General features: G+C 70.4%; 22 protein-coding genes and 1 tRNA gene. 12 read left to right on the top strand and 11 right to left on the bottom strand.

The features are described 5' to 3' along the window. The first annotated feature begins 565 nt into the window (after positions 1–565). The 3 genes from ITJ54_RS17300 to ITJ54_RS17290 are packed head-to-tail and all read left to right on the top strand — an operon-like array spanning position 566 to position 2,072. Positions 566–1,123, top strand: a complete 558-nt coding sequence (locus ITJ54_RS17300; protein ID WP_194630472.1) for an RNA polymerase sigma factor — start codon at positions 566–568, stop codon at positions 1,121–1,123. Then, positions 1,120–1,701: a hypothetical protein gene (locus ITJ54_RS17295; protein WP_194630470.1), complete on the top strand. Its 582-nt coding sequence runs from the start codon at positions 1,120–1,122 to the stop codon at positions 1,699–1,701. Before ITJ54_RS17300 ends, ITJ54_RS17295 begins: the two co-directional genes overlap by 4 nt. A gap of 14 nt (positions 1,702–1,715) precedes the next feature. After that, positions 1,716–2,072, top strand: coding sequence for a hypothetical protein (locus ITJ54_RS17290; protein WP_194630468.1), 357 nt, complete (start codon positions 1,716–1,718; stop codon positions 2,070–2,072). Between the two features lie 47 nt (positions 2,073–2,119). On the opposite strand, the gene ITJ54_RS17285 is transcribed toward ITJ54_RS17290, so the two are convergent. The 4 genes from ITJ54_RS17285 to ITJ54_RS17270 all read right to left on the bottom strand — a co-directional run bounded on the left by ITJ54_RS17285 (position 2,120) and on the right by ITJ54_RS17270 (position 6,405). Continuing rightward, the gene (locus ITJ54_RS17285; protein ID WP_194630466.1) at positions 2,120–3,025 is read right to left on the bottom strand and encodes a carbohydrate ABC transporter permease; all 906 of its coding nucleotides are present in this window, start codon (positions 3,023–3,025) and stop codon (positions 2,120–2,122) included. Next, positions 3,025–3,924, bottom strand: a complete 900-nt coding sequence (locus tag ITJ54_RS17280; RefSeq protein ID WP_194630464.1) for a carbohydrate ABC transporter permease — start codon at positions 3,922–3,924, stop codon at positions 3,025–3,027. The genes ITJ54_RS17285 and ITJ54_RS17280 overlap by 1 nt, the downstream gene beginning before the upstream one ends. 4 nt (positions 3,925–3,928) lie before the next feature. Next, positions 3,929–5,257, bottom strand: a complete 1,329-nt coding sequence (locus tag ITJ54_RS17275; RefSeq protein ID WP_194630461.1) for an ABC transporter substrate-binding protein — start codon at positions 5,255–5,257, stop codon at positions 3,929–3,931. Between the two features lie 104 nt (positions 5,258–5,361). Next, a complete protein-coding gene (locus ITJ54_RS17270; protein WP_194630459.1) occupies positions 5,362–6,405 on the bottom strand; it encodes an NAD(P)-dependent alcohol dehydrogenase in 1,044 nt (347 codons plus the stop codon). 321 nt (positions 6,406–6,726) lie between these two features. On the opposite strand from ITJ54_RS17270, the gene ITJ54_RS17265 reads away from it, so the two are divergent. Genes ITJ54_RS17265 through ITJ54_RS17255 form a run of 3 tightly spaced genes read left to right on the top strand, consistent with a single transcriptional unit; the run spans position 6,727 to position 10,990 of the window. Beyond that, positions 6,727–7,773 carry a LacI family DNA-binding transcriptional regulator gene (locus ITJ54_RS17265; RefSeq protein ID WP_194630456.1) on the top strand — a complete coding sequence of 349 codons (1,047 nt, stop codon included), beginning with the start codon at positions 6,727–6,729 and terminating at the stop codon, positions 7,771–7,773. Positions 7,774–7,827: 54 nt separating this feature from the next. Further along, on the top strand, positions 7,828–9,936 hold the full coding sequence (locus tag ITJ54_RS17260; protein WP_194630453.1) for a hypothetical protein: 2,109 nt from the start codon (positions 7,828–7,830) through the stop codon (positions 9,934–9,936). Next, positions 9,929–10,990, top strand: a complete 1,062-nt coding sequence (locus tag ITJ54_RS17255; protein WP_194630451.1) for a class I mannose-6-phosphate isomerase — start codon at positions 9,929–9,931, stop codon at positions 10,988–10,990. Before ITJ54_RS17260 ends, ITJ54_RS17255 begins: the two co-directional genes overlap by 8 nt. Positions 10,991–11,042: 52 nt before the next feature. Here the strand turns inward: ITJ54_RS17255 and ITJ54_RS17250 are convergent. After that, positions 11,043–11,117, bottom strand: a tRNA-Arg gene (locus ITJ54_RS17250). A 13-nt stretch (positions 11,118–11,130) separates the two neighbouring features. Beyond that, positions 11,131–12,255: an epoxide hydrolase gene (locus ITJ54_RS17245; RefSeq protein ID WP_194630448.1), complete on the bottom strand. Its 1,125-nt coding sequence runs from the start codon at positions 12,253–12,255 to the stop codon at positions 11,131–11,133. Between the two features lie 313 nt (positions 12,256–12,568). On the opposite strand from ITJ54_RS17245, the gene ITJ54_RS17240 reads away from it, so the two are divergent. Then, positions 12,569–13,381, top strand: a complete 813-nt coding sequence (locus ITJ54_RS17240) for a phosphatase PAP2 family protein (protein WP_194630446.1) — start codon at positions 12,569–12,571, stop codon at positions 13,379–13,381. Between the two features lie 71 nt (positions 13,382–13,452). Here ITJ54_RS17240 and ITJ54_RS17235 read toward each other — a convergent pair whose 3' ends face one another. The 3 genes from ITJ54_RS17235 to ITJ54_RS17225 form a co-directional block, all read right to left on the bottom strand. Continuing rightward, a complete protein-coding gene (locus ITJ54_RS17235) occupies positions 13,453–13,947 on the bottom strand; it encodes an HNH endonuclease (RefSeq protein ID WP_194630443.1) in 495 nt (164 codons plus the stop codon). Positions 13,948–14,283: 336 nt separating this feature from the next. Further along, positions 14,284–15,285 carry a C40 family peptidase gene (locus ITJ54_RS18410; protein WP_194630440.1) on the bottom strand — a complete coding sequence of 334 codons (1,002 nt, stop codon included), beginning with the start codon at positions 15,283–15,285 and terminating at the stop codon, positions 14,284–14,286. A gap of 245 nt (positions 15,286–15,530) precedes the next feature. After that, positions 15,531–16,226 (bottom strand): metal-dependent transcriptional regulator, encoded by a 696-nt coding sequence (locus ITJ54_RS17225; RefSeq protein WP_194630438.1) that lies wholly within the window; start codon positions 16,224–16,226, stop codon positions 15,531–15,533. A 105-nt stretch (positions 16,227–16,331) separates the two neighbouring features. Between ITJ54_RS17225 and serC the strand changes: the two genes are divergently transcribed. Further along, positions 16,332–17,450 carry a phosphoserine transaminase gene (serC, locus tag ITJ54_RS17220; protein WP_194630436.1) on the top strand — a complete coding sequence of 373 codons (1,119 nt, stop codon included), beginning with the start codon at positions 16,332–16,334 and terminating at the stop codon, positions 17,448–17,450. 116 nt (positions 17,451–17,566) lie between these two features. Here the strand turns inward: serC and ITJ54_RS17215 are convergent, their stop codons facing one another. Together ITJ54_RS17215 and ITJ54_RS17210 are read right to left on the bottom strand one after the other, a co-directional pair. Then, on the bottom strand, positions 17,567–18,118 hold the full coding sequence (locus tag ITJ54_RS17215; protein WP_194630434.1) for a DUF3027 domain-containing protein: 552 nt from the start codon (positions 18,116–18,118) through the stop codon (positions 17,567–17,569). Then, on the bottom strand, positions 18,115–18,492 hold the full coding sequence (locus ITJ54_RS17210; RefSeq protein ID WP_194630431.1) for a cold-shock protein: 378 nt from the start codon (positions 18,490–18,492) through the stop codon (positions 18,115–18,117). Before ITJ54_RS17210 ends, ITJ54_RS17215 begins: the two co-directional genes overlap by 4 nt. Before the next feature lie 51 nt (positions 18,493–18,543). On the opposite strand from ITJ54_RS17210, the gene ITJ54_RS17205 reads away from it, so the two are divergent. The 4 genes from ITJ54_RS17205 to ITJ54_RS17190 are packed head-to-tail and all read left to right on the top strand — an operon-like array spanning position 18,544 to position 23,118. Then, a complete protein-coding gene (locus ITJ54_RS17205; protein ID WP_071273360.1) occupies positions 18,544–18,846 on the top strand; it encodes a hypothetical protein in 303 nt (100 codons plus the stop codon). Positions 18,847–18,875: 29 nt separating this feature from the next. Then, complete coding sequence (locus tag ITJ54_RS17200; RefSeq protein WP_194630428.1) at positions 18,876–20,654, top strand: helicase-associated domain-containing protein; 1,779 nt, start codon at positions 18,876–18,878, stop codon at positions 20,652–20,654. A gap of 30 nt (positions 20,655–20,684) precedes the next feature. Further along, positions 20,685–22,400 (top strand): DNA repair helicase XPB, encoded by a 1,716-nt coding sequence (locus ITJ54_RS17195; protein ID WP_194630425.1) that lies wholly within the window; start codon positions 20,685–20,687, stop codon positions 22,398–22,400. 22 nt (positions 22,401–22,422) lie between these two features. Next, positions 22,423–23,118: a response regulator transcription factor gene (locus ITJ54_RS17190; protein WP_056120555.1), complete on the top strand. Its 696-nt coding sequence runs from the start codon at positions 22,423–22,425 to the stop codon at positions 23,116–23,118. Positions 23,119–23,140: the final 22 nt, after the last annotated feature.

Raw genomic sequence — 23,140 nt, 5'->3', positions numbered from 1 at the left:
GACCGGATCTGCACCCACCAGTTCCCCCTCGAAGCCTTCCAAGAAGCCCTCGACCTCGTCGGCGACTCCGCCGGCGCCTCCGTCAAGGTCTCCATCATCCCCTCGATGAGCAGCTGACCCCGCTCCTGTCGAGGGCCCCGACTCCGGGCGGTGGTGGTCGTCCCGCCGCCGCCCGGTGCTGTCCCCCGGGGCGCACGTTGTTGTGCGCCCGCGCGTCAGAGGTCGCTGAGCCTCCGACCGGACGCCCGGTCGTTCCACTCGGTGTGTTCGGTCCCGCGCGCCGAGCGGTGCATGCCGTCGTGCCCGGTGGGCTGGTCGCACTGCCAGCGGTCGAACGTCGACGGACACACCCGTGTCACGGACGCACTCGTGCTGGCTGTCGGTCCTCGGTCCTGCATGCTGCCTCTCGGTCGTCCCCCTCCATACAGACGTGCCGACTGCGGGTTTCGTCACGGATCGGCCACCAGGTCGTCCCCGACGAGCAGTCACCAGCGCCGAGGTGCATGCTCGTGTCGAGGAACATCGCCCGAGCAGCCGGGAACGAGACCCGCGAGCGGAGGTGCCGATGAACGACGACGTCTCGCTCGTCGACGCCGAGGACGCCACCCTCGTCGTCCGGGCAGCCGACGGCGACGTCCGCGCGTTCGAGGTCCTCGCGCGCCGACACGGTCCGCTGCTGCGGGTGTTCGCCGCGAAGATGCTCCGCTCGAACGACGAGTCCGACGACGTCGTGCAGGAGTCGTTCCTCGTCGGCTGGCGGCAGCTGCACGACCTCGAGACCCCCGCCCGCTTCCGCCCGTGGATGATGCAGATCGTCACGCGGAAGGCCCTCGACCGCATCCGGTCACGACGACACCACGACGACGTCGACACCGTGGACCCGCCAGCCCACGCCGTCCACTCGCCGGAGCGTATCGTCGAGGCGCGGCTGCAGCTCGATGCCGTGTGGCAGGCGCTGGACAAGCTCCCCGACGACCAGCGCCGGTGCTGGTTGCTGCGAGAGGCATCCGGCTACAGCTACCAGGAGATCGCCGAGGCACTCGAGCTGCCGGTCTCGACGGTCCGTGGGCTCCTCGCCCGCGCACGACGGTTCTTGCTCCAGGAGATGGAGGCGTGGCGATGACGAACGACGACGCCGCCGTGCCCGAGGACGACCTCGTCGACGGCCACACGATGGAGGAGCTCGGCGCGTACCTCGACCGCGGCCGGGTCCCCCGCGACGCGAGCATCGAGAACTCCCCGGCCTGCCGCCTGGCGCTCTCCGGCATGCAGCGACTCCGCGAGCTCTCGTGGGACGCCATGCAGCACCGCGCCGAGGACGACCCCGACCGCGACTCCGCCTGGATCAGCGGCCTGCTCGACACCATCCGCAACGAGGTCCGCTCCGGTCGGGACGTCCCCGTGGAACACCCCGACCCCCGACTCCGCCTGACCATGACCGAGGCCTCGGTCCGCGGGCTCGTCCGCCGCGCCGGCGACACCATGGGCGGCGTCGTGATGGGCCGCTGCACGCTCGACGGTGACGTCGCCGAACCTGGCACGCCCATCCGCGTCGAGGTGACGGCGAGCATCGCCTACGGCCTGCCCGCCGACGTCACCGCCGACCGCCTGCGGACCCGCATCGCCGAGGTGCTCGGCCGGCACACCGAGATCGTCATCGACCGGATCGACGTCGTGTTCGACGACGTCCACGTCCCCTGACCGAGGAGCCGAGGGTGCACGACGACCAGGAACTCTCCCGACACCTGACCGCGCTGATCCGGTCGACACCCGGCGTCGACGAGGTCTACCCGGCGCAGCCGATCGTCGAGGCCGCCGCCGACGCCCTCGCCGTCAAGCTCGCGCTCCGGCAACCGGACGTCCTGGTGGACATCGACCGCGACCACGGCTCGACGACCATCACCGCCGGCATCGCGGCGAACGACACCCGTCCGGCCCCGGACACCATCCGCGAGGTCGGCGAACGCATCCGCGACGCCCTGGCCCAGCGGCACGCCGACGGCGCCGAGGCCCGCGAACCGGACCTGATCACGGTCACGATGCGGTTGGTCGAGGGCCTCGACGCCGGCTGAGGGTCACACCCGCGGCAGCGCCGTGACCACGTCCGCTCTGGTCGTGGTCACTTGCCGGCGCCGGCGGTGAGGCCGGCGACGAGCTGACGACGAGCGAGCAGGTAGAGCACCAGGAGCGGCAGCGCCGACAGGACGACGGCGGCGAGCGTCGCCGGCACGTTGACGCTGAACTGTCCCTGGAAGTTCCAGAGCGCGAGCGGGAGCACCCGACGGCTGTCGCTCTGGGTGAGCACCAGCGGCAGCAGGAACCCGTTCCACACCTGGAGCGCGTCGTAGATCGCCACGGTCGCGATCGACGACCGCGACAGCGGCAGCACGAGGCGCCAGAAGACCTGCCACTGCCCCGCACCGTCCACGCGCATCGCCTCGAACAGCTCGCCCGGGATGTCCCGGATGAAGTTCACCAGGATCAGCACCGTGATCGGGATCGCGAAGGCGATGGACGGCAGGATGATCGCCGGGAGCGTGTCGTACAGCCCGACCCGACCGAGGATGAAGAACAGCGGGATGATCGTCGCCTGCAGCGGGATCGCCAGTCCGAGCAGGAAGAGCGAGTACGTGCTCCGGACGACCCACCGGCGCGACCGGACGATGGCGTACGCCGCGAGCAGGCACACCATGGTCGTGACGACGACGGTCGACAGCGTGACCACGGCGCTGTTGACGAAGTACGTGCCGAAGCCGCTCTGCAGCACCAGCAAGTAGCTGTCGAACGTGGCGTCCGTCGGCGGCGCGAGCGGGTTCCGCGTGTAGTACGAGCCCTGCGCCGTCAGGCTGGTGACGAGCACGTAGTAGATCGGCAGCAGGACCACGCCGAGCCAGATCCACGCGGCGACACCGCCGATGACGTTGGGTCGCTGCCCCTGGCGGCGTCGGCGTGGCCGCCGCCGTTCGGTGTCCGGGCGGTGACCGTTCGGGTCGGTCGACCGCTCGTCGAGGGTTGCCGTGGACATCAGGCGCCTTCCTGCTCACTGGTCATGCGGTTGAAGCCACTGAAGCGGGTCAGCGCGAGGGCGATCACCAGGCCGATGACGACGAGGATCACCGCGAGGACACTCGCCCCGCCGAGGTCGCTGGCCGAGAACCCGGTCAGGTACATGTCGAGCGGGAGGATCCGTGTCGCGTACCCGGGTCCGCCCTGGGTCAGCACGTAGACGATGTCGAAGTACGTCAGCGACCCGACGATCATGAGCGTCGACGACGTGATCACGGTGTTCTTCAGCTGCGGCAGCGTGATGCTGAAGAACTGACGCACCCGTCCGGCACCGTCGATCTCCGACGCCTCGTAGAGCGACGCCGGGATCTGGCGGGCTCCGGCCTGGTAGAGCAGCGAGTGGAACGGGATGAACTGCCAGGCGATGACGAAGATGACCACGTAGAGCGCCGTCGCGGGGTTGCCGAGCCAGTCCCGGGCGAGCGCCGGGATGTCGAACGCGTGCCCGACGCCGTAGTTCGGGTCGAGCAGGGCCTTGTACGCGATCGCGATCGCTGCCGACGACAGGATCAGCGGTAGGAAGTAGAGCGCGGCGAGGAGCGCCCGGTAGCGCTGCTTCCCGGAGACGAACACGCCGACGAGGATGCTCATCGGCGTCTGGATCACCCAGGACACGACGATGACCTGCAGCGTGAGCCAGAGGGCGTGGTACGTGAGGGGGTCGCCGAGCTCACGCACCCAGTTGCTGACCCCGTTGAACACCGGATCGGTGAGGCCGTTCCACGACGTGAAGCTCAGGCCGAGCGCGATCACCAGGGGGATGATCGCGAAGGCGAGGAACAACACGAGCGCGGGGACGACGAACCAGCTGCTGGGTGCGGAGGCGTCCATGACGACCCCACCGTTCCGTGTCTTCATGCGATCACTTGCCGATGGTCTTGTTCATGGCGTCGGAGAACTGCTTCGGCGTGGAGGAGCCGTTGAAGAGCAGGTCGAGCTGCGTCCAGAACTCGGTGGACGCGGCGGGGCTCAGCGCGAGGTCCCACGACTGCTGGAACGACGGCGCGTCCGTGATCATCTGTTCGACCTGCTTGGAGAAGTCGCCCTTGAGCTTGGACGCGACACCCTGCACCGGCGGGATCTGCCCCTGCTCGATCATGGTCTTCACGTAGGAGTCGTTCCAGACGTTCGACGTGACGTAGTCCAGCGCGGCCTTGGTCTGCTTCGGCGATGCCTTCGACGACACCGACCAGTACACCGACGGGTTGCCGGCGATGGACTTCGGGTCGCCCTTGCCGCCCTCGACGGCGGGGAACGGCGCGATCTCGAGCTTGCCGTCCTTGACGAAGTCCTTGTCGATGCCGCTGATGCCCGAGTACGCCCACGTCCCCTGCAGGAGGAAGCCAGCGCGACCCGTCACCATGAGCGCGAGGTCCGCGTTCGTGTCGGCGGACACCGACGCGTAGCCGTTGGCGTACCCGCCGGCCTTGATGAGCTGCTGGATCATCGTCGTCGCCTTGATGACCGCGGGGTCCGACCACGCGTCCGGCTTGCCGTCGAGGATGGCCTGGAACGGCTGCGGTCCACCGATCCGGTCGACCAGGTACTCGATCCACATCAGGTACGGCCACTTGCTCTGCCCACCGAGGGAGATCGGCGCCTGTCCGGCGGCCTTGAGCTTCTTCACGTCCGCGAGCAGGTCGTCCCACGTCTCGGGGGCTTCCTTGATGCCGGCCTTGGCCAGGACGTCCTTGTTCATGTAGAGCACGACGGGCGCCGTGGACGAGGCAGGGATCGCGTACGTCTTGCCGTCGATCTTCCCCGTGTCCGCGATCGAGGGGACGATCTTGTCCGTGAACGCCTTCTCACCAGCCAGGTCCTTGCTGATGTCCTTGACCAGTCCGGCCTTGACGTAGGACTTCAGCGTGCCGCCGCCCCAGTTGTAGACGAGCGTCGGCGCCTGGGGCGAGTTCACCGCGGTCCGGATCTTGTCCTTGAAGTCGTTCGTGCCGAAGTAGTCGGCCGTGATCTCCTGCTCGGGGTGGGACTTGTTCCAGTCCGCGATCGACGGCCCGATGTTCGGCTTGTCCGCCGTGGTCGACCAGGCGCTGATCGCGCCGTTCGACGCGGCGCCGCCACCGGCGCTGCAGGCGGCGAGGGCGATGGTCACGGCGGCGGCGACCAGCGCTGCGGCAGCGCGCGTCTTCACGCGCCCGCGGGCGATCTTCCGCGACGGTGCGGGGATCTTCATGGTGTGCTCCTTCTGGAGGCTCGTGGTGGTGGTGCAGGGTCGGTGCCGGCTGGGAGCCTGGTCACGTCGGGGGGACGCCGCGCGGCTCGGCCACGCGGGTCGGGCTACGCGGTGCGCTGCCTCGGGAGGACGACGGCCTTCAGCGTCGCCGGCTGCGTCGCCGCGGCGAGCGCGGCTTCGACCTCGTCGAGGCCGAAGCGACCGGTGACGAGTGCATCGACGTCGACCCGGCCCGACTCGATCAGCCGGATCGCGGTCGGCCAGGTGTTCGCGTAGCGGAAGACACCGGTCACGACGAGTTCCCGGTTCTGGATGCGGGACACGGGCAACCGGAGGTCGTCCGCCCCCATGCCGACGAGGACCACGGTCCCCGCGGGTGCGACCGCGTGGATGCCCGCGCGGACGGCAGGCTCGGCTCCGGAGGCGTCGATGAACGCGTCGACCTCGTAGTCGGCCGCCGCGATGTCCGTGGTCATCGGGTCGACGACCTCGGTCGCTCCGAAGCGGAGGGCGACGGCGCGGCGCTCGGCCACGGGGTCGCTGACGATGATGCGAGTGGCCCCGAAGGCACGGGCCACCTGCGCGGCGACGATCCCGATGGGGCCGGCGCCGGCGATGAGCACCGCGGATCCCGGTGCCGTCCCGGCCTTCTGGTTCGCCCAGATGCCGACGCTCAACGGTTCGCAGAGCGCGGCGGCCTCGATGGACATCGAGTCCGGGATGGGGTGGGCGTAGTCGCCCTGGATCGCGGCGTACTCCGCGAAGGCGCCGTCGACCGGCGGGGTGGCGTAGAACTCCATCGACGTGCACAGGTTGTAGCGGCCGTGCTTGCACTGGTCGCAGTGACGACAGGCTCGCTGCGGCTCGATCGAGACGCGCTCGCCGATCCTGCCCTCGGGGACGTGTGCCCCGACGGCGACGACGGTCCCCGCGGACTCGTGCCCGAGGACGAGGGGCTGCTCCACGACGAAGGACCCGATGCGCCCCTCGTGGAAGTAGTGCACGTCCGACCCGCAGACGCCGACCGCCTCGATGCGCACGAGCACCTGGTCCGCTTCGAGTGTCGGCACCTGGACGTCTTCGAGACGGACGTCGCCCACCCCGTGCAGCACGCTGGCCTGCATCGTTGCTCCGGTTGTTGCGTTCATGGTGTTCTCCCTGGCCGCGTCGTCGTGGCCATCGCTGCTTGCGGATCGAGTGTCCGGAAGTGGTAACGGTTCCAACTCTGCGCACTGCTCTAGCGTGATGTCAAGTCTGCCCGCAGTAGAACGCTCTGTTTCCGGCCAGAAGTGGCACAGAATTGACACGGCCGAAGCGCACGTCTATCGTCCAGATTCTGGAACCGTTTCCAACTGTGTTCCGCGGAACCCTCGTCCGATCGGTGACGGGGCACCCATCGGAGACATCCCCACGTCAGATCGGCCATCCTCGACGGATGGCCTCCACACGGAGACCGGGAGGAGGAGCCCATGACCGACTCGACCCCGCGGCGGAAGCCCGTGAACGCGACGATGCGAGAGGTCGCCGAGGCCGCCGGTGTCGGCATGGGCACGGTGTCCCGGGTCTTCTCCAACGAGGGGGCGGTGTCCGCGGGCACCCGGGCGAAGGTGGAGGCCGCCGCTGCCCGCCTGCACTACCGCCCGAGCGCGCTCGCCCGTGGCCTGAAGCGGCAGTCGACGAACAACGTCGGGCTGATCGTCACCGACATCTCGAACAACTTCTACGGCGAGTTCGCGCAGGGGGTGCTCGCCAGCGCGAAGGAACTCGGACGGCACGTCATCCTCTGCGCCTCCGGGGAAGACCCGGCGACCGAGCGCGAGTACATCGACCTCCTCGTCGAACAGCGCGTCGACGGCATCATCGCGTTCCCGACCGGGTCGAACCTCGACGCCTGGGACACGGCCCGCCGGATCGGCATCAACGTCCTGTTCGCCGACCGCGCCGTCGCCGGGGTCGACGTGCCGTCCATCCTCGTCGACAACCTCGGTGGCGCCCGACGGCTGACGGAGTACCTCCTCGCGCTCGGCCACGAGCGCATCGGGTACCTCGGTGGCCCGTCCGAGTTGACCACCGGCAGCCAGCGCGAGGCCGGCTACCGACTCGCGCACGAGCAGGCCGGCGTCCCGGTCCACGACGAGCTCGTGGTCCGCACCCGGTTCACCCGCGACACCGCCTACGCGAGCGCCACCCGGCTGCTCAACTCCGCGGTGCCGCCGACGGCGCTCCTCGCCGCCAACAACATCCTCGGAGAAGCAGCGCTGGGCGCGATCCGCGACCGGGGCCTCCGCGTGCCGGACGACATGTCGATGGTGATGTTCGACGACGTGCCATGGGCACGCCTGGTCGACCCGCCGATCACCGTCGCCGCGCAGCCCGCGTACGCGATGGGGGTCTCGGCCGCACGGATGGTCCTGACCGAGGGCGCTGGCGCGTCGTCGCAGACCGTCCCCGTCGAGGTCGTCATCCGCCGCAGCGCTGCACCGAGGCACATCGACTCTCCCGTACCCGGGAGCTGATCAGCGGGCGATCCCGCAGGACATCCCACGATGCAGTGGGAGGAAGAGTGAACAATGGAACGCGGCATCTACTTCGACGGTTGGTACCCGAACGAGCACAACTACCACCCGAGCATGCCGCCACGTCGACTGACGATGGCGGACGACTTCGTCGAGATGGGCGGGACCGTCCTCGTGTGGGCCGGGCTCGGTGGCGGCGTCATCAGCCTGCCGTACCTCGAGGACGAGGCGTTCGGCGCCGTGCCGCAGCGCTTCCGCCAGCACGGCTACGTGAACGAGTCCGAGTTCATCGCCTACGCGAAGCAGCACGGCATCGACCTCTTCGGCATCGTCTTCGAGGCGCAGGCGTGGGAGTTCCCGGCCGAGGTGCAGGACGGCGTCGTCCTTGCGCAGAACCAGCTCCGCGGCGTCGGCGAGGTCACCACGGTCGGCCTCCGCGAGTTCTCCACCGACACCGGCCCGGCCGACTGGAAGCCCTTCCGGCACTACTTCCCGGACGGCCTCGTGAACAGCGACGGCGACCAGGTCACCGACCTGTGGGAAGAGGTCGTGTCGCGCGACCTCGAAGGTCGCCCCCTGCACGCGCACTGGGTCGAGGTCGACGGCAAGGGCCAGTCCTGCTACCTCGCCGACCGGAACAACCCGGTGTGGCGTGAGTACCTCAAGGCGATCATCCGCATCCAGATCGACGCCGGGGCGCCCGGCGTGCAGCTCGACGAGACCGACGTCCCGCTCCTCGCGCTCCGGTACGGCGGGTGCTACTGCAAGGACTGCGTGAAGGGCTTCCGCGCCTACCTGCAGACGCTCGACACCGTGCCTGCGGAACTCGTCGGCGTCGACCTCGGCACCTTCGACTACCGGCAGTGGCTCCTCGACCAGGGGTACCACACCGGGACGGCACCGCAGACGTTCCCGCTCTACGCCGAGTACTGCCGGTTCCTGCAGATCGCGATCACCGAGACCTTCCACGAGGTCGCCTCCTACGTGAAGGAGTACGCGGCGTCCCAGGGCAAGACCGTGCGCGTCGCGGGCAACTTCTACGACGTCGCCCCGTTCTACGAGGCGATGGTCGACGACGTGGACGTGCTCGTCACCGAGATGCGCGAGACGAAGTACCAGCAGCCCTGGTACTACCGCCACGGCGTCGGGATGGCCAAGGGTCGTCCGCTGGTCGCCGTGGAGAACCCCTACGGCGGGGTCACCGCCGAGCTCCTCGCCGAGGTCAAGCGCGGCCGTGCCCACGACCTGTTCCGGCTGTCGATCCTCGAGGCGAACGCGATGGGCGCGAATATGTCCCTGCCCTACGGCTCCTGGCTCGGGACCGAGGTGAAGGACTCGTACTGGGTCCCGAAGGAGCTCGCCGTCGCGACGGGGCAGGCCCTCGTCGCCCTCGACCCCGTCACCACGAACGTGTCGGCGCACTCCGTCGCGGTGGTCTACTCCGTGCCGAGCGTGATGCGCGCGATGATGGACTCGGACATGTTCAGCGACGACGGCCGCTGGTTCGAGCCGGCGGAGGCCCCGGACGCCCGCCCCGAGTCCTACTGGGACACCATCGAGCTGCTCAGCCGCTCGGGTCGGACCTTCGACGCGATCGTCCTGCCCGACGAGGGCCTGCGGGCCGACGACACCGACGCCGACACCTTCGCCGACTACGCCGCGGTGATCGTCCCCGACGCCTGGAACATCAGCACGCGACAGCACCGCGCCCTCGTCGACCACCTCGACCGTGGTGGCCGGGTCGTCGTCGTGGGGGCCTACGGCACAGAGCTCGCTGACGGCGCCGCGCAGGAACTCCTCGACCACGCCGGAACCACCCACGTCGCGACGACGGCTGACGTGCTCGAGCACACCCCGCGCGACGTGCTCGGCGCGTTCACGGAGCACACGGCCGTGAGCGTGCACCGGCTCGAGGACGGATCCCGTGCCGTGCACGTCGTGAACTTCGACCAGGACGCCGATGCCGACCGGGTCACGCCACTCACCGACTTCAGCCTCGGGCTGCCGGGCGACGAGGGGACGGCGGCGACCACCCCGACGACGGCCACGCTGCACCGCCCGGGCACCGTCCCCGAGCAGCTCCCCGTCACTCTCGACGCCGACGGTGTGCCGTGGGTGTCCATCTCGACCATCGACCTCTACGCGGCGGTGCACCTTGCCTGACCACACTGCGGACCTCCGGCGCCCCTGGGCCGCCGCCCCGATCCTCCTGGGCCCGAACCAGCCCGCGCACCGCCCCTACCTCGGCGGTGCCGGCATCGCGGGGTTCCGCGGGACGCAGTGGACGGGGACCGACCCGCACACCCCGGAGGACTTCGTCGGCTCGACCACGTCGGTCCACGGCTCCGCGACGGTCGGGCTCACCGTCCTGGAGCCGGGCCTGACGCTCAGGGACGCCGTCGCCGCCGACCCCGAGGGCTTCCTCGGCCCCGACCACGTGGCGGCGTTCGGCGCGGACCCGATGCTGCTCGTCAAGCTCCTCGACACCGGCGAGCGGCTCTTCGTGCACCTGCACCCCTCGGACGACTTCGCCGCAGCGCACCTCGGCGAGCGCCGCGGCAAGACCGAGGCCTGGGCGATCGTCGCGGTCGCCCAGGGCGTGGACGCCTACGCCGCGGTCGGCTTCACCCGCGAGGTCTCGACCGAGGAGGTGACCGCCTGGTTCGACGGGCAGGACGTCGACGGGATGCTCGCGGCGATGCACCGGGTCCCGCTCGCGGTGGGGAGCACCCTGCTCGTCCCGGCCGGCGTCCCGCACGCCATCGGTCCTGGCATCACGCTCGTGGAGCTGCAGCAGCCGACCGACCTGTCGATCCTGCTCGAGCACCAGGGGTACGGCGACCTGACCGTCGAGGACGCCACCCTCGGGCTCGACCTGCCGACCGCCCTCGGGGCGCTCGACCGACGGCGCTGGGACCCCCGGGACGTCGAGGCGCTCTCGGTCGGGCCCCGTCCCGTCCGACCGTCGACGGTCCAGCTGTTCCCGTCCGCCGCCGACCGGTTCTTCCGTGCCGAGCGGATCACCGTCGCCGGGGTCGTCCCGCTCGACGCCGCCTACAGCATCGTCATCGTGCTCGACGGCGCACTCCGGATCACCCACCGCGACGGAGCCGTCGACGTCACCGCAGGCGACACGGTCCTGGTGCCGTTCGGCATCGGCCCGGTCGAGCTCGACGGCTCCGGCACGCTGATCCGCGCCATGCCACCGACACCGTGACGGCAGACGAGCGGGGTCCCGCCGGACACACTGGAAGGACCCCGCTCAAGCCTGGTGCCCCTGGAGGGACTCGAACCCCCAACCATTTCCTTAGGACGGAACTGCTCTTCCATTGAGCTACAGAGGCCGGCCCCTCCACTCTAGCGGGAGCCGACCTGGGACCCGACCCCCCGGTACGGCTCCAGGAACGCGGTCAGCTCCGCCACGTACGACTCCGGCTGCTCGACCGGCGCGAAGTGCCCACCACGCTCAGGTTCGGAGAGGTACACGAGGTTCGTCGTCCGCTCGAGCCACTCCCGCGGCGCCGTCACGAGGTCGCCCGGGTACAGCGAGAACCCCGACGGCGTCTCGACCCTGCGCGCCATCTGCTCGGGCGGCACGGCGGCGTTGGCGTGGTACATCCGCATCGCCGAGCCGATCGTGCCGGTCGCCCAGTACTCGGTGACGAGCGCCAGGACCTGGTCCCGCGTGTACACGGACCACAGGTCCCCGTCGCAGTCGCTCCACGACCGGAGCTTCTCGACGATCCACGCCAGCAGCCCCGAGGGTGAGTCGTTGAGCCCCACCGCGGCGGTCTGCGGCTTGGTCCGGTGCAGCATCGCGTAGGCACCCTCGGTGTCGCGCCACCGCGTGGTGGCCTGCACGAAGTCCTGCTCGGCGGGCGACAGCGACGCGACGTCGATCCCCGGCCAGGGCAGCCCGCCGTCGATGCGGTGGACGGCCACGACCCGGTCGGGGTGGTCGAGCGCCAGGTACCGGACGACGTGCGTGCCGATGTCCCCGCCGGCGACCGCGAACCGCTCGTACCCGAGCTCCGTCATGAGCGGCGCCCAGAGCGCGGCGACCTGGCGGGCATCGAGCGGCGAGGCCGGCACGTCGGAGAACCCGTACCCGGGCATGTCCGGCACGATGACGTCGAAGCCGGCGGCGGCCAGCATCGGCAGCACCGTCCGGTAGCGCCACGACGAGTCCGGCCACCCGTGCGCGAGCAGCAGCGGCAGCCCGTCGCCCGCATCCGCCGGCTGGTGCAGCACGTTGATGCCCAGCCCGTCGACCTGCACCACGCGGCTCGGCAGCGCGGCGAGGGCGTCGCGGTGCGCGCCGAAGTCGAACCCGTCGGCCCAGTACGCCGCCAGGTCGCGGACCTCGTCGACGTCCACTCCGAGCGACCACCCGGAGCCCTGCGGTGCGTCCGGCCAGCGGGTGGCGCGCAGCCGCGCACGCAGGTCGTCGATGGTCGCGTCGTCGATCCACATCCGGGTCATGCCCGCACGCTACGCACATCCGCCGACAGGGCACCCGCCCCGGTCGCGGCCACCCACGCGTCGCTGCGATCGGGCGAGCCCGACTTCCTCCCGCGCCGTGACGGATCTGGTTCAGGAAACCCGGGCGGAGACGACCGGATCCGTCATGGCGAAAAACGAAGACCGCCGTACCCCGCGCCGCACGGCCGTCGCCACCCACGGTCGACGACAGGCAGCGGTCGCCAGGCGCGAGCACCCGCCGGACGCAACCACCCACCGGACGGGAGGCTCCCCACCGGCCCGCCCCGAGCCTCCCGTCCGGCAGACTGACGCCATGACCGACGCAGGCTCCACGACCCCGACCGGCACGACGCGTCACGACCGGCAGATCGGCCGACGGGACGTCACCGAGTGGCGCTCCCGCGCAGGCCAGCGACTGGCGTCCCGGCACCAGAGCCTGGCGCAGCGGATCGGTGCGCGCCGAGCCCTCGTCGCGACCCTCGCCGTCGGTGGCGGCATCGCCGTCGCAGCGACGGCCGGGGCCGCGTACATCTACGACGGTGTGACCGGCCGGGACGGCATCGAGAGCCTCGACGGGCCGGCCCTGAGGCGCGCGAAGACACTGCGCTCCCCGGTCGTCAACGGTGCGGCGGCCGCGATCGCCCACGTGTTCGGTCCGGTCGCGATGCCGGTGCTGACCATCGGGGCCGCGGTGGGGTTCGCCGTCCGGGACCGCCGCGCCAGCCCGGTGACCCTGCTCGTCGCCGCGGGTGCCGGGTCGCTCGCGATGACCATGCTCGGCAAGGACCTCATCAAGCGCAACCGCCCGCATCGCCGCGACGCGATCCCGCCGTTCGAGAAGTCGCCGTCGTTCCCGTCCGGGCACACCCTGAACACGACGACGATCCTCGGCGTGCTCGCCTACCTGCTCGCGCTCCGGCAGGAACGGAACGGCCCGCAGGTCGCCCTCGTCGGCGCAGCGGCCGGCACGACCCTGACGGTGGGGCTGTCGCGGGTGCTGCTCGGCGCGCACTGGTTCACCGACGTCGCCGTCGGCTGGGTGACCGGCGCGGGCTGGCTGTCGATGATCATCACGAGCCACCGCCTGTACCTCAGCACGCAGGACGACGACACCGTCGCGGAGTGACACGGCGCTGACCCGACACCGGACGGGAGGCCCGTGGCGGCCTGGCACCGGGCCTCCCGTCCGCAGCGTGGCTAGGCGGCCACCAGGTACTCGTCCCAGTCCGGCTCCGTGCGCTCCATCCCGCGCACCACCCAGCTCGACCCGTGCGGGGCCTTCGGGCGGAACCGCAGGTTCCAGCCCATCTCCCGCGGGGTGCGGTCACCCTTGGCGTTGTTGCACGCCAGGCAGCAGGCGACGAGGTTCTCCCACGAGTCCGCACCGCCGCGCGACTTCGGCTGCACGTGGTCGATCGTGGTGGCGTGCCGGTCGCAGTACGCGCAGCTGTTCGCGTCGCGCCGCAGGACCCCGCGCCGCGACACCGGCACGAGCCTGGCGTGCGGGATGCGCACGTACCGGGTGAGGATGATGACGGACGGACGGTCGTAGCTCGACGTCGACCCGGTGACCGGGTGTTCGACGTCGGCGGCGACGATGGCGGCCTTCTGGTTCATGACCAGCACGAGGGCCCGCCGGAACGAGATGACCGCGAGGGGCTCGTAACCGGCGTTGAGGACGAGAGTGCGCATGGGTTCCCTTCCGACGTGCCTGGACGGCTTCCAGGCGATGCGGGGCAACGGACCGAACGGTGACGGACGAGTGGCCACGACCGGGGCCCGGAACGAAGAAGAGCACCGCCCGCAGGGGCAGTGCTCTCGGTCATCTCGGGGCGTGCAGATGCGCGCGGGTCGTGGTCGACCGTATGTCCACGAGCGCGCGCCGACCCATGGTGCGGGTCGTGCGTGCCGTTGACATGAGGTCTCCAGTCCTGGCCGTGTCGGGCCGATGCGCTCAGGCTAAACCAGAAACCGGCCCAGCACGAGGAGTGCTGGACCGGTTCACGGAACGTTCAGGGCGAGAGCGGGTCAGACCCCGAAGCGGACGATGTGGTATTCGCTCGTCCAGATCGGGCGGATCGACACGGCACCACCGGGCTTGGGGGCGTCCATGATCATGCCGTTGCCCATGTAGAAGCCGTCGTGGGCCTCGCTGTTGAAGATGACCACGTCGCCGGGCTGGGCCTCGGACGTGGGGATCGTCGTGCCGGCAGCATCCTGTAGCGGCACCGAGTGCGCCAGGTTGATGCCGTACTGGGCGTACACGAACATGACGTAGCCCGAGCAGTCGAAGCCGGCCGGGGTGGCGCCGCCGAAGACGTACGGGGTGCCGATGTACTGCTTCGCGGTGGCGACCACGGCGGGCAGCGAGAACGGGGTGTTCGCGGCGGGGGCAGCAGCGGCGGGGACGGCAGCAGCGGCAGCGGTCGTGCCGGCGGCGGTGCTCGTCTTCGAGGACGCGAGGTAGTCGGTCGCCGTCGGGCCGGTGTACGACGCGTACTGCTTGGCGGCTGCGGCACGGGCGGCCTCGACGTCGGCCGCGTGCTTGCGCGACTCGAGCGTGGCCGTCGAGGTGGCGGAGAAGCCGTCGCGACTGGTGTCGGCGAGGACCGCGGCGTCGGAGACCGTCAGCTGCTGGCTCTCGGTGGTGCGGACCGCCTGCTGTGCGGCCGCGGCGTCGGAGGCACCGGTCTGCTGGGTGGCAGCGAAGGCGGCGGGGACGGCCATCGTGCCGAACATGCCCGCGGCGACGGCGAGGACGACCGGGGCCATGAACTTGCGCTTGCGCGAGCTCGCGGTCGGCTTGGCCTGCGTCGACGCGGCGACGGCGGTCGGCCGGACGAGCGGTGCGCTCCGGACCGGGGTCACGGCGCGGCGTCGGGTGGGGGTCTCGGCGGCACGGGCAGCACGCCGGGTGAGCGGTGCGTCAGTGGCGTCGAGGTGGCCGGTGTTCGGGAGGCCTGCGTTGGTGGGGACTGTGTTCGTCGGGTTCGTGGACATGTCGTCCGCGGCGGAACCGGTCTGCGTCAAGGGTGTGGTCTCCGGCGTCTCGTCATCACCCGCACGGGTTCGGGCCCGTCCGTGTGCAACCCCATCCGTTCGTCATCGTCTCCGATCGAGGCAGGAGACGGGTTCGAGAGACGTCCTGCCACGGGTCCCCAGATCGGCATCAGCCCGGGGACTCGTCGAGTGTACGGGGGCGCCGTTACCTTGTCGAGACGAAAACGCCGTTTGGTAACGAATTGATGACGAATCCCTGGTCAGAGGGCAGAACGTCACGCAGCGTCGATGTAGACGTGCTGGGCGACCTCGGACGGCAGCTCGATGCCGGCGTCCTCGCCCTCGACGCGCACGGACACGTACGCTCCGGCGCGCTGCACGCTGGCGAGCCGCCCGGGCATGACACCAGCTGAGCGCAGCTGGTGCAGGAGCTCCGGCTCGAACTGCACGGGTTCACCGAGTCGACGGATGACCCCGGTGGCCACGGCGTCGGTGCCCTCGGTCGCGGCGACGATGTTGCGGACGCCGTCGAGGAACCCACCGGCGTCGGGGCCGCCGATCTCGGCGAGGCCGGGGATCGGGTTGCCGTAGGGCGACTCGGTCGGGTTGCCGAGCATCTCGAGCAGGCGGACCTCGACCTGCTCGCTCATCACGTGCTCCCACCGGCAGGCCTCGTCGTGGACGAACGCCCAGTCGAGCCCGATGACGTCGGCGAGCAGGCGCTCCGCGAGACGGTGCTTGCGCATGACGTGGGTAGCGCGGGAGCGGCCCTCGTCGGTGAGTTCGAGGTGCCGGTCGCCGGAGACCACGACGAGTCCGTCGCGCTCCATCCGGGCGATGGTCTGCGAGACCGTGGGACCGGAGTGCCCGAGCCGTTCGGAGATGCGCGCGCGGAGCGGCACGATCCCCTCTTCTTCGAGGTCGAGGATCGTCCGGAGGTACATCTCCGTGGTGTCGACGAGATCGGTCACGGATCCGCCTCTCCTGTCAGAACTGAGCGGGCCCCACACTACTTGCTCGGGCTGACAAGGAACGACCGGGGCGTCCGGGGGATCGCCCGTCGGTAGGATCGGGCCATGGCAGACATCGTCATCCCGGCCGAATTCCTCCCGACCGACGGACGCTTCGGCTGCGGCCCGTCGAAGATCCGCGGTGCCCAGCTCGAGTCCCTCGTGACGCGCGGCGCGACGATCCTCGGGACGTCCCACCGCCAGAAGCCCGTGAAGGACCTGGTCGGCTCCGTGCGCGAGGGCCTCGCCACGATGTTCGACCTGCCCGACGGCTACGAGGTCGTCCTCGGCAACGGCGGATCGACCGCGTTCTGGGACGCCGCCGCGTTCGGCCTCATCGAGCAGCGCGCCGAGAACCTGTCCTTCGGCGAGTTCGGGTCGAAGTTCGCCAAGGCCGCAGCGGCCCCGTGGCTCCAGGCCCCGCACGTCGTCGAGGCCCCGGGTGGTTCGCGCTCCGAGCTCGAGATCGTCGAGGGCGTCGACGTCTACGCGTACCCGCACAACGAGACCTCGACCGGTGTCATGGCGCCCGTCGTCCGCGCCCAGGGCGACCCCGGCGCGCTGACCGTCGTCGACGCCACGAGCGCCGCGGGCGGGGTGTCCTTCGACGCCAGCGCCACGGACGTCTACTACTTCGCGCCGCAGAAGAACTTCGCGTCGGACGGCGGACTCTGGCTCGCGCTGTTCTCCCCCGCGGCCATCGAGCGCGTCGCCCGCATCGCCGCGTCGGGCCGGTACATCCCCGAGTTCCTCTCGCTGCAGAACGCGGTCGACAACTCCCGGCTGAACCAGACGCTCAACACCCCGGCGCTGACCACGCTGCTGCTCCTCGAGGACCAGATCTCGTGGATCAACGGCTCCGGTGGCCTGGCGTGGGCGGACGTCCGCACGAAGACCTCGTCCTCGACGCTCTACGACTGGGCCGAGTCGGTGGACTGGGCGTCGCCGTTCGTGTCCGACCCGTCGCACCGGTCGCAGGTCGTCGCCACGATCGACCTCGACGACTCGATCGACGCCGCCGCCGTGGCCGCGGTGCTCCGCCAGAACGGCATCGTCGACACCGAGCCGTACCGGAAGCTCGGGCGCAACCAGCTCCGCGTCGCGACCTTCACGGCGATCGACCCCGACGACGTGCAGCAGCTCGTCCGGGCGATCACCTACGTGGTCGGCGCCCTGGCGGACTGACCCAGGACACTTCCGCACCGGGAAACGGACACGGCACCACGGAGATCCGTGGTGCCGTGTCCGTTTCGCGGTGCAGTGCGTGCAGTGCGTGCGGTGTGCGTGCGGTGCGCCGCGCCTCAGCGCTGTTCGTCGAGCTCGTCGACGTCGACGCCCTCGATCTCGTCGTCGTCCGACTCCGCCAGGTCGTCCTCGTCGTCGTCGAAGTCGTCGTCGTCCGCTTCGTCATCGTCGTCGTCCGCGTCGTCATCCGACTCGTCGTCATCCGACTCGTCCGCGTCGTCGAAGTCCTCGTCCTCATCGTCGTCGGCCTCGTCGTCCGAGTCGTCGTCGGACTCGTCGACGTCGGCCTCGTCGACGCCCTCCTGCGCCGCGCGGTAGTCGGCGAGCCGCTCCGACCACGGAACCCACTCGGGCGCGAGCAGCGAGCCGTCGCCGGGCATCAGCTCGACCTCGAGCACGGAGGGGTCCTCGCCCTCGACGTGCGCGACGCTGACGGTCCAGCGCCAGCCGGGGTAGCCCGCCATCCGGTTGGCGAACAGCACGGAGACGACGCCGTCGCCCTCGTCGGTGGTGCCCGCGAAGGACCCGACGGTCGACTCCTCGGTGACCTCGAGCAGGGCCTTGCGCGCGAGAGCGCTCAGGTCGGTGTGGTCGGTCGTCATGGTCATGCGTCCAATTGGTCTGCGACGTGCCGCAGGATCGCGGCGAGGCGTGTGCCGTTCTTCGGGTAGCGACCGTGGTGCAGGTCACCGCTGATCCGGTCGAGCTCCTTCACGAGGTCCTCGACGATCACGGCCATGTCGTCCGCCGAACGGCGGGACATCTTCGACAGCGACGGCTTCGGGTCGAGCAGCCGCACGGAGAGCGCCTGGGATCCCTTGTTGCCCTGCACGACGCCGTACTCGAGTCGCGCACCGGCCTTCACGGTGGTGGTGCCGTCGGGCAGGGACGAGGCATGCAGGAAGACGTTGTCACCATCGTCGCCGGTGATGAACCCGAACCCCTTCTGGTCGTCGTAGAACTTGACCTTGCCGGTGGGCATGCGCGGAACTCCTCGATAGGTGGGTGGCCGTGGTGCGGATATCCTGGGTGGATGGCCAAGCCGACCCGATCGCCCGGGGACACGCGGAACATCGCGGAACCCCCGGCGACGTTCAATCGTACCGAACGCACGCTCGCGTTCATGATCGGCGGCATCGTCCTCTTCACGATCGTCTGCTTCGCGGTCATGATCATCGGCTGGCTGACGCTCAAGGAGATCCCCGGCGACGGCATCTGGCCGGTCGCGCTGGGTGTGCTCTACTTCGGACCGCCCATCGCGATGGTCCTGATCTTCGCGCTCCTGGCCGTCACCTGGACCCGCAAGGCCCGCTCCCACAAGAACGAGGTCCGCTGACGTCCGCTCCGGACGCCATGCGGAGGACGATGACGACCACCGCCGACCTCGCCGCACGCCTGCGGACGATGCCGGACCACGACCTCGAGCGACTGATCGTCGCCCGCGGACTCCCCACCGCCGTGCTCGGCGAGACGGGCCCCCAGAGCATCACCGACTTCTTCGACCTCGCCGAGGCCTTCCGCGCCGACGCCGCGGTCGACGCAGCGGTCGAACGACTCCCCCGACGCACCCTCCTCGCCCTCCGTGACGGCACGACCGGGCCCGACCTCGACCCCGCGGTCGCGCTGGGCCTCGCCGACGAGGACGGCCGGGTCGACGACGCGGTCGCCACACGCGTGGCCGCCCACCCCGACCTCGTGGACCAGTCGGAACAGCCAGGAGGCCCGGCTGAAGCCCGCCCCGCCGCTGCGGCCCCCGACACGGCCGACCCCGCCACGCAGCGCACCACGGGCGCGGAACACGCGTTCGCCACGATGACGGTGCTCGCCGAACTGCTGCGCGCGGTGGACGACGGCGCCGTCCGCGAGCTCGTCAAGGGCGGCATCGGCTCCCCGCTCGCCCGGACGCTCGCCGAACGCTCCAGCGCGGACGCCGACGTGGTGCCCGGACGCCTGGGCCTGCTCGAGCGTGTCCACTTCACCACGACCGACGACGGCACCTGGTCCCTGACCGACAGCGGCCGGGCGTGGCTGACCACCCCGTGGCCGTCCCGGTGGACCGACCTGGTGACCCGCTGGCACGACGGCCTCGACCCGGCCGTGCGCGAGGTCCTCGACGTCGCCGGGGACGACTGGCAGGAGCTCGTCGCCCTCGGCCGCTGGGCGTACCCGGCGGGTGCCCGGTGGCTGGACGCGACCCTGCTCGACGTCGCCGGCACCGCCGACGCACTCGGCCTGACGGTCGAGGGCCTCGTCACCGAGACCGGCCGCACGCTGCTCGGCGATGACGACGCCGCCGCAGTCCGCGCAGCCGAGGCCGACCTGCCGCAGACCGTCGAGGGCGTCTACCTGCAGCACGACCTGACGATCATCGCGCCGGGTCCACTCGCCCCCGCGGCCGACGCCGAACTCCGCACCGTCGCCGACCTCGAGGCCCCCGGGCTCGCGGCGCGCTACCGCGTGTCCGAGGAGACACTCCGCCGGGCCCTGCGCGCCGGCAACTCCCAGCAGGACGTCCTCGACCTGTTCGAGCGCATCGGCGTCACCGGCGTGCCCCAGCCGCTGGCGTACCTGGTCGACCAGGTCGCCGCACGTGACGGCAGCATCGTGGTCGACCGCGGCGAGGGCGGCATCGGTGCCGTGGTCCGCGGCACCGCCGACCAGCTCGACCTCATCGGGGTGGACGCCGAGTTGCGGCAGCTGGCGTGGGAGCGCCCCGAGCTGACCACCCTGGTGACCCGCTACCCGGCGCACGTGGTGCACGCGGCGCTCGAGGAGCAGCGCTACCCGGCCGTGCTGCAACCCGGCGCCCGCCCGGAGACGCACCACGGGCCTCCCGGCCGTCGCCGTGCACCGGGCCGCAGCCCGGAAGCCGCGGCGCACGCCGTCGTGGAACGGCTCCGCGTCACGACCGAACGCGGCGCTGCCGAGCCGGAGCAGGAGTGGCTCGGACGGCAGATCGACCTGGCCGTCCGCGGTCGCACGCCGATCCGTGTGACGGTCCGCATGCCGGACGGCAGCGAGCGGCCGTTCTCGATCGTGCCGACCTCGGTCGCGGCCGGCCGCATCCGCGGGAAGGACACCGCAGCCGACGTGGAACGCACGCTGCCGCTGTCGCTCGTCGTGTCCGTCGACAGCGAAGCCTGACCCGGCCTCGCACGGCTAAGCTGGAAGGCCATGAACGGACCGCTGATCGTCCAGAGCGACCGCACCGTCCTGCTCGAGGTCGCGCACCCCGATGCCGAGGACGCGCGCCACGAGCTCGCCGCATTCGCCGAACTCGAACGCGCCCCCGAGCACGTGCACACCTACCGGGTCACCAGGCTCGGGCTGTGGAACGCACGCGCTGCGGGACACGACGCCGAGAGCATGATCGGCACCCTCGAACGCTTCGCGAAGTTCCCTGTCCCGCAGAGCGTGACCGTCGACATCCGCGACACCGTGGCGCGGTACGGACGACTCGTGATCCGTCGCGAGGACCCCGAGGACGCCCCCGTCATCGCGAACTCGCCGGCCGAGGAGCTCGAGCGCCAGCCCCGGCTGCTGCTCACCGCGACCGACCCGTCGGTGCTCGCCGAGGTCGTCCGGTCCAAGCGCATCAAGCCGCTGCTCGGCGACAAGCGTTCCGACACCGCGATCGAGCTGCAGCAGTGGGCTCGGGGGCAGGTCAAGCAGGAGCTCGTGAAGATCGGCTGGCCGGCCGAGGACCTCGCCGGCTACACGCCCGGGCAGCCGCACGCGATCGACCTGGACAACTCCGAGTGGGACCTGCGCCCGTACCAGCAGGACGCCGTGCAGAGCTTCTTCGCGCAGGGCTCCGGCGTCGTCGTGCTGCCCTGTGGTGCCGGCAAGACGCTCGTCGGCGCGGGCGCGATGGCCACCGTGAAGGCGACCACGCTGATCCTCGTCACGAACACCGTCTCCGCGCGGCAGTGGCGGTCCGAGCTGCTCCGCCGCACCTCCCTGACCGAGGAGGAGATCGGCGAGTACTCCGGCAGCGTCAAGGAGATCCGTCCGGTCACGATCGCGACGTACCAGATCCTCACCGCTCGCCGGAAGGGCGAGTACACGCACCTGTCGCTGCTCGACGCCCTCGACTGGGGCCTCGTGGTCTACGACGAGGTGCACCTGCTGCCGGCGCCGGTCTTCAAGCTGACCGCCGACCTGCAGGCCCGTCGACGCCTCGGTCTCACCGCCACCCTCGTGCGCGAGGACGGGCGTGAGGGCGACGTCTTCTCCCTCATCGGGCCGAAGCGGTACGACGCCCCGTGGAAGGAGATCGAGGCCCAGGGCTACATCTCCCCCGCCGAGTGCTACGAGGTCCGCGTGGACCTGCCGCACGAGGACCGCCTGGAGTACGCAGCGTCGAGCGACGACGAGCGCTACCGGCTCGCTGCGACGTCCCCCGCCAAGACCCCCGTCGTCCGCGAGCTCATCGAGAAGCACCGCGGCGAACAGATCCTGGTGATCGGGCAGTACATCGATCAGCTCGACGCCCTGGCATCGTCCCTGGACGCCGCCGAGATCACGGGCGCAACGCCCGTCGACGAGCGAGAGCGCCTCTACCAGTCGTTCCGCGACGGCGACATCGACGTGCTCGTCGTCTCGAAGGTGGCGAACTTCTCGGTGGACCTGCCCGACGCCACCGTGGCGATCCAGGTCTCGGGGTCGTTCGGCTCCCGGCAGGAAGAAGCCCAGCGCCTCGGCCGGCTCCTGCGCCCGAACAAGGACGGCCTGCCCGCGTCGTTCTACACGCTCGTGACGCGGGACACCGTCGACCAGGACTTCGCCCAGAACCGGCAGCGGTTCCTGGCGGAGCAGGGGTACTCGTACACGATCCTCGATGCAGACCAGGTCCAGGGGGCGCCCCATGCGCTCTCAGGCAACGCTTAGACAACAGTCAGATGATAGGGGCATGACCGATGGCCCCAAGATCCTGATCGTCGACGACGAGCCGAACATCCGCGACCTCCTCACGACCTCGCTCCGCTTCGCCGGGTTCGCCGTCCGAGCGGTCGGCAACGGGGCACAGGCGATCTCCGCCGTGCTCGAGGAAGAGCCTGACCTGATCATCCTCGACGTCATGCTCCCGGACATGAACGGGTTCGGCGTCACCAAGCGCCTCCGTTCCTCCGGGTACACCTCGCCGATCCTGTTCCTGACGGCGAAGGACGACACCGAGGACAAGATCACCGGCCTCACCGTCGGTGGCGACGACTACGTCACGAAGCCGTTCTCGCTCGACGAGATCGTCGCCCGCATCAAGGCGATCCTGCGTCGCACGATGAACGACGAAGAGGACGCCATCATCCGGGCCGGCGAGCTCACGATGGACCAGGACACCCACGAGGTCACGATCGGCGACGCGCAGATCGAGCTCTCCCCCACCGAGTTCAAGCTGCTGCGCTACCTGATGCTCAACCCGAACCGCGTGCTGTCGAAGGCGCAGATCCTCGACCACGTGTGGGAGTACGACTTCAACGGGGACGCCGGCATCGTCGAGTCCTACATCTCGTACCTGCGTCGCAAGCTCGACCAGTACTCCACCGAGCCGATCATCCAGACCAAGCGCGGGTTCGGCTACATGCTCAAGGCATCGAAGGCGTCCTAGTCCAGGCTGTTCACGGCGGCCA

The organism is Curtobacterium sp. VKM Ac-2865 (assembly GCF_015350905.1).
Classification (GTDB): Bacteria; Actinomycetota; Actinomycetes; order Actinomycetales; family Microbacteriaceae; genus Curtobacterium.
Note: the sequence above shows the minus strand (reverse complement) of the source record. Positions and strands in the feature narration are given on the sequence as shown.

Coding starts and splice junctions, on each gene's coding strand:
- ITJ54_RS17300 (WP_194630472.1), top strand. CDS start 566: ATGAACGACGACGTCTCGCTCGTCGACGCCGAGGACGCCACCCTCGTC.
- ITJ54_RS17295 (WP_194630470.1), top strand. CDS start 1,120: ATGACGAACGACGACGCCGCCGTGCCCGAGGACGACCTCGTCGACGGC.
- ITJ54_RS17285 (WP_194630466.1), bottom strand. CDS start 3,025: ATGTCCACGGCAACCCTCGACGAGCGGTCGACCGACCCGAACGGTCAC.
- ITJ54_RS17280 (WP_194630464.1), bottom strand. CDS start 3,924: ATGAAGACACGGAACGGTGGGGTCGTCATGGACGCCTCCGCACCCAGC.
- ITJ54_RS17275 (WP_194630461.1), bottom strand. CDS start 5,257: ATGAAGATCCCCGCACCGTCGCGGAAGATCGCCCGCGGGCGCGTGAAG.
- ITJ54_RS17270 (WP_194630459.1), bottom strand. CDS start 6,405: ATGAACGCAACAACCGGAGCAACGATGCAGGCCAGCGTGCTGCACGGG.
- ITJ54_RS17265 (WP_194630456.1), top strand. CDS start 6,727: ATGACCGACTCGACCCCGCGGCGGAAGCCCGTGAACGCGACGATGCGA.
- ITJ54_RS17260 (WP_194630453.1), top strand. CDS start 7,828: ATGGAACGCGGCATCTACTTCGACGGTTGGTACCCGAACGAGCACAAC.
- ITJ54_RS17245 (WP_194630448.1), bottom strand. CDS start 12,255: ATGACCCGGATGTGGATCGACGACGCGACCATCGACGACCTGCGTGCG.
- ITJ54_RS17240 (WP_194630446.1), top strand. CDS start 12,569: ATGACCGACGCAGGCTCCACGACCCCGACCGGCACGACGCGTCACGAC.
- ITJ54_RS17235 (WP_194630443.1), bottom strand. CDS start 13,947: ATGCGCACTCTCGTCCTCAACGCCGGTTACGAGCCCCTCGCGGTCATC.
- serC (WP_194630436.1), top strand. CDS start 16,332: ATGGCAGACATCGTCATCCCGGCCGAATTCCTCCCGACCGACGGACGC.
- ITJ54_RS17215 (WP_194630434.1), bottom strand. CDS start 18,118: ATGACCATGACGACCGACCACACCGACCTGAGCGCTCTCGCGCGCAAG.
- ITJ54_RS17210 (WP_194630431.1), bottom strand. CDS start 18,492: ATGCCCACCGGCAAGGTCAAGTTCTACGACGACCAGAAGGGGTTCGGG.
- ITJ54_RS17205 (WP_071273360.1), top strand. CDS start 18,544: ATGGCCAAGCCGACCCGATCGCCCGGGGACACGCGGAACATCGCGGAA.
- ITJ54_RS17200 (WP_194630428.1), top strand. CDS start 18,876: ATGACGACCACCGCCGACCTCGCCGCACGCCTGCGGACGATGCCGGAC.
- ITJ54_RS17195 (WP_194630425.1), top strand. CDS start 20,685: ATGAACGGACCGCTGATCGTCCAGAGCGACCGCACCGTCCTGCTCGAG.
- ITJ54_RS17190 (WP_056120555.1), top strand. CDS start 22,423: ATGACCGATGGCCCCAAGATCCTGATCGTCGACGACGAGCCGAACATC.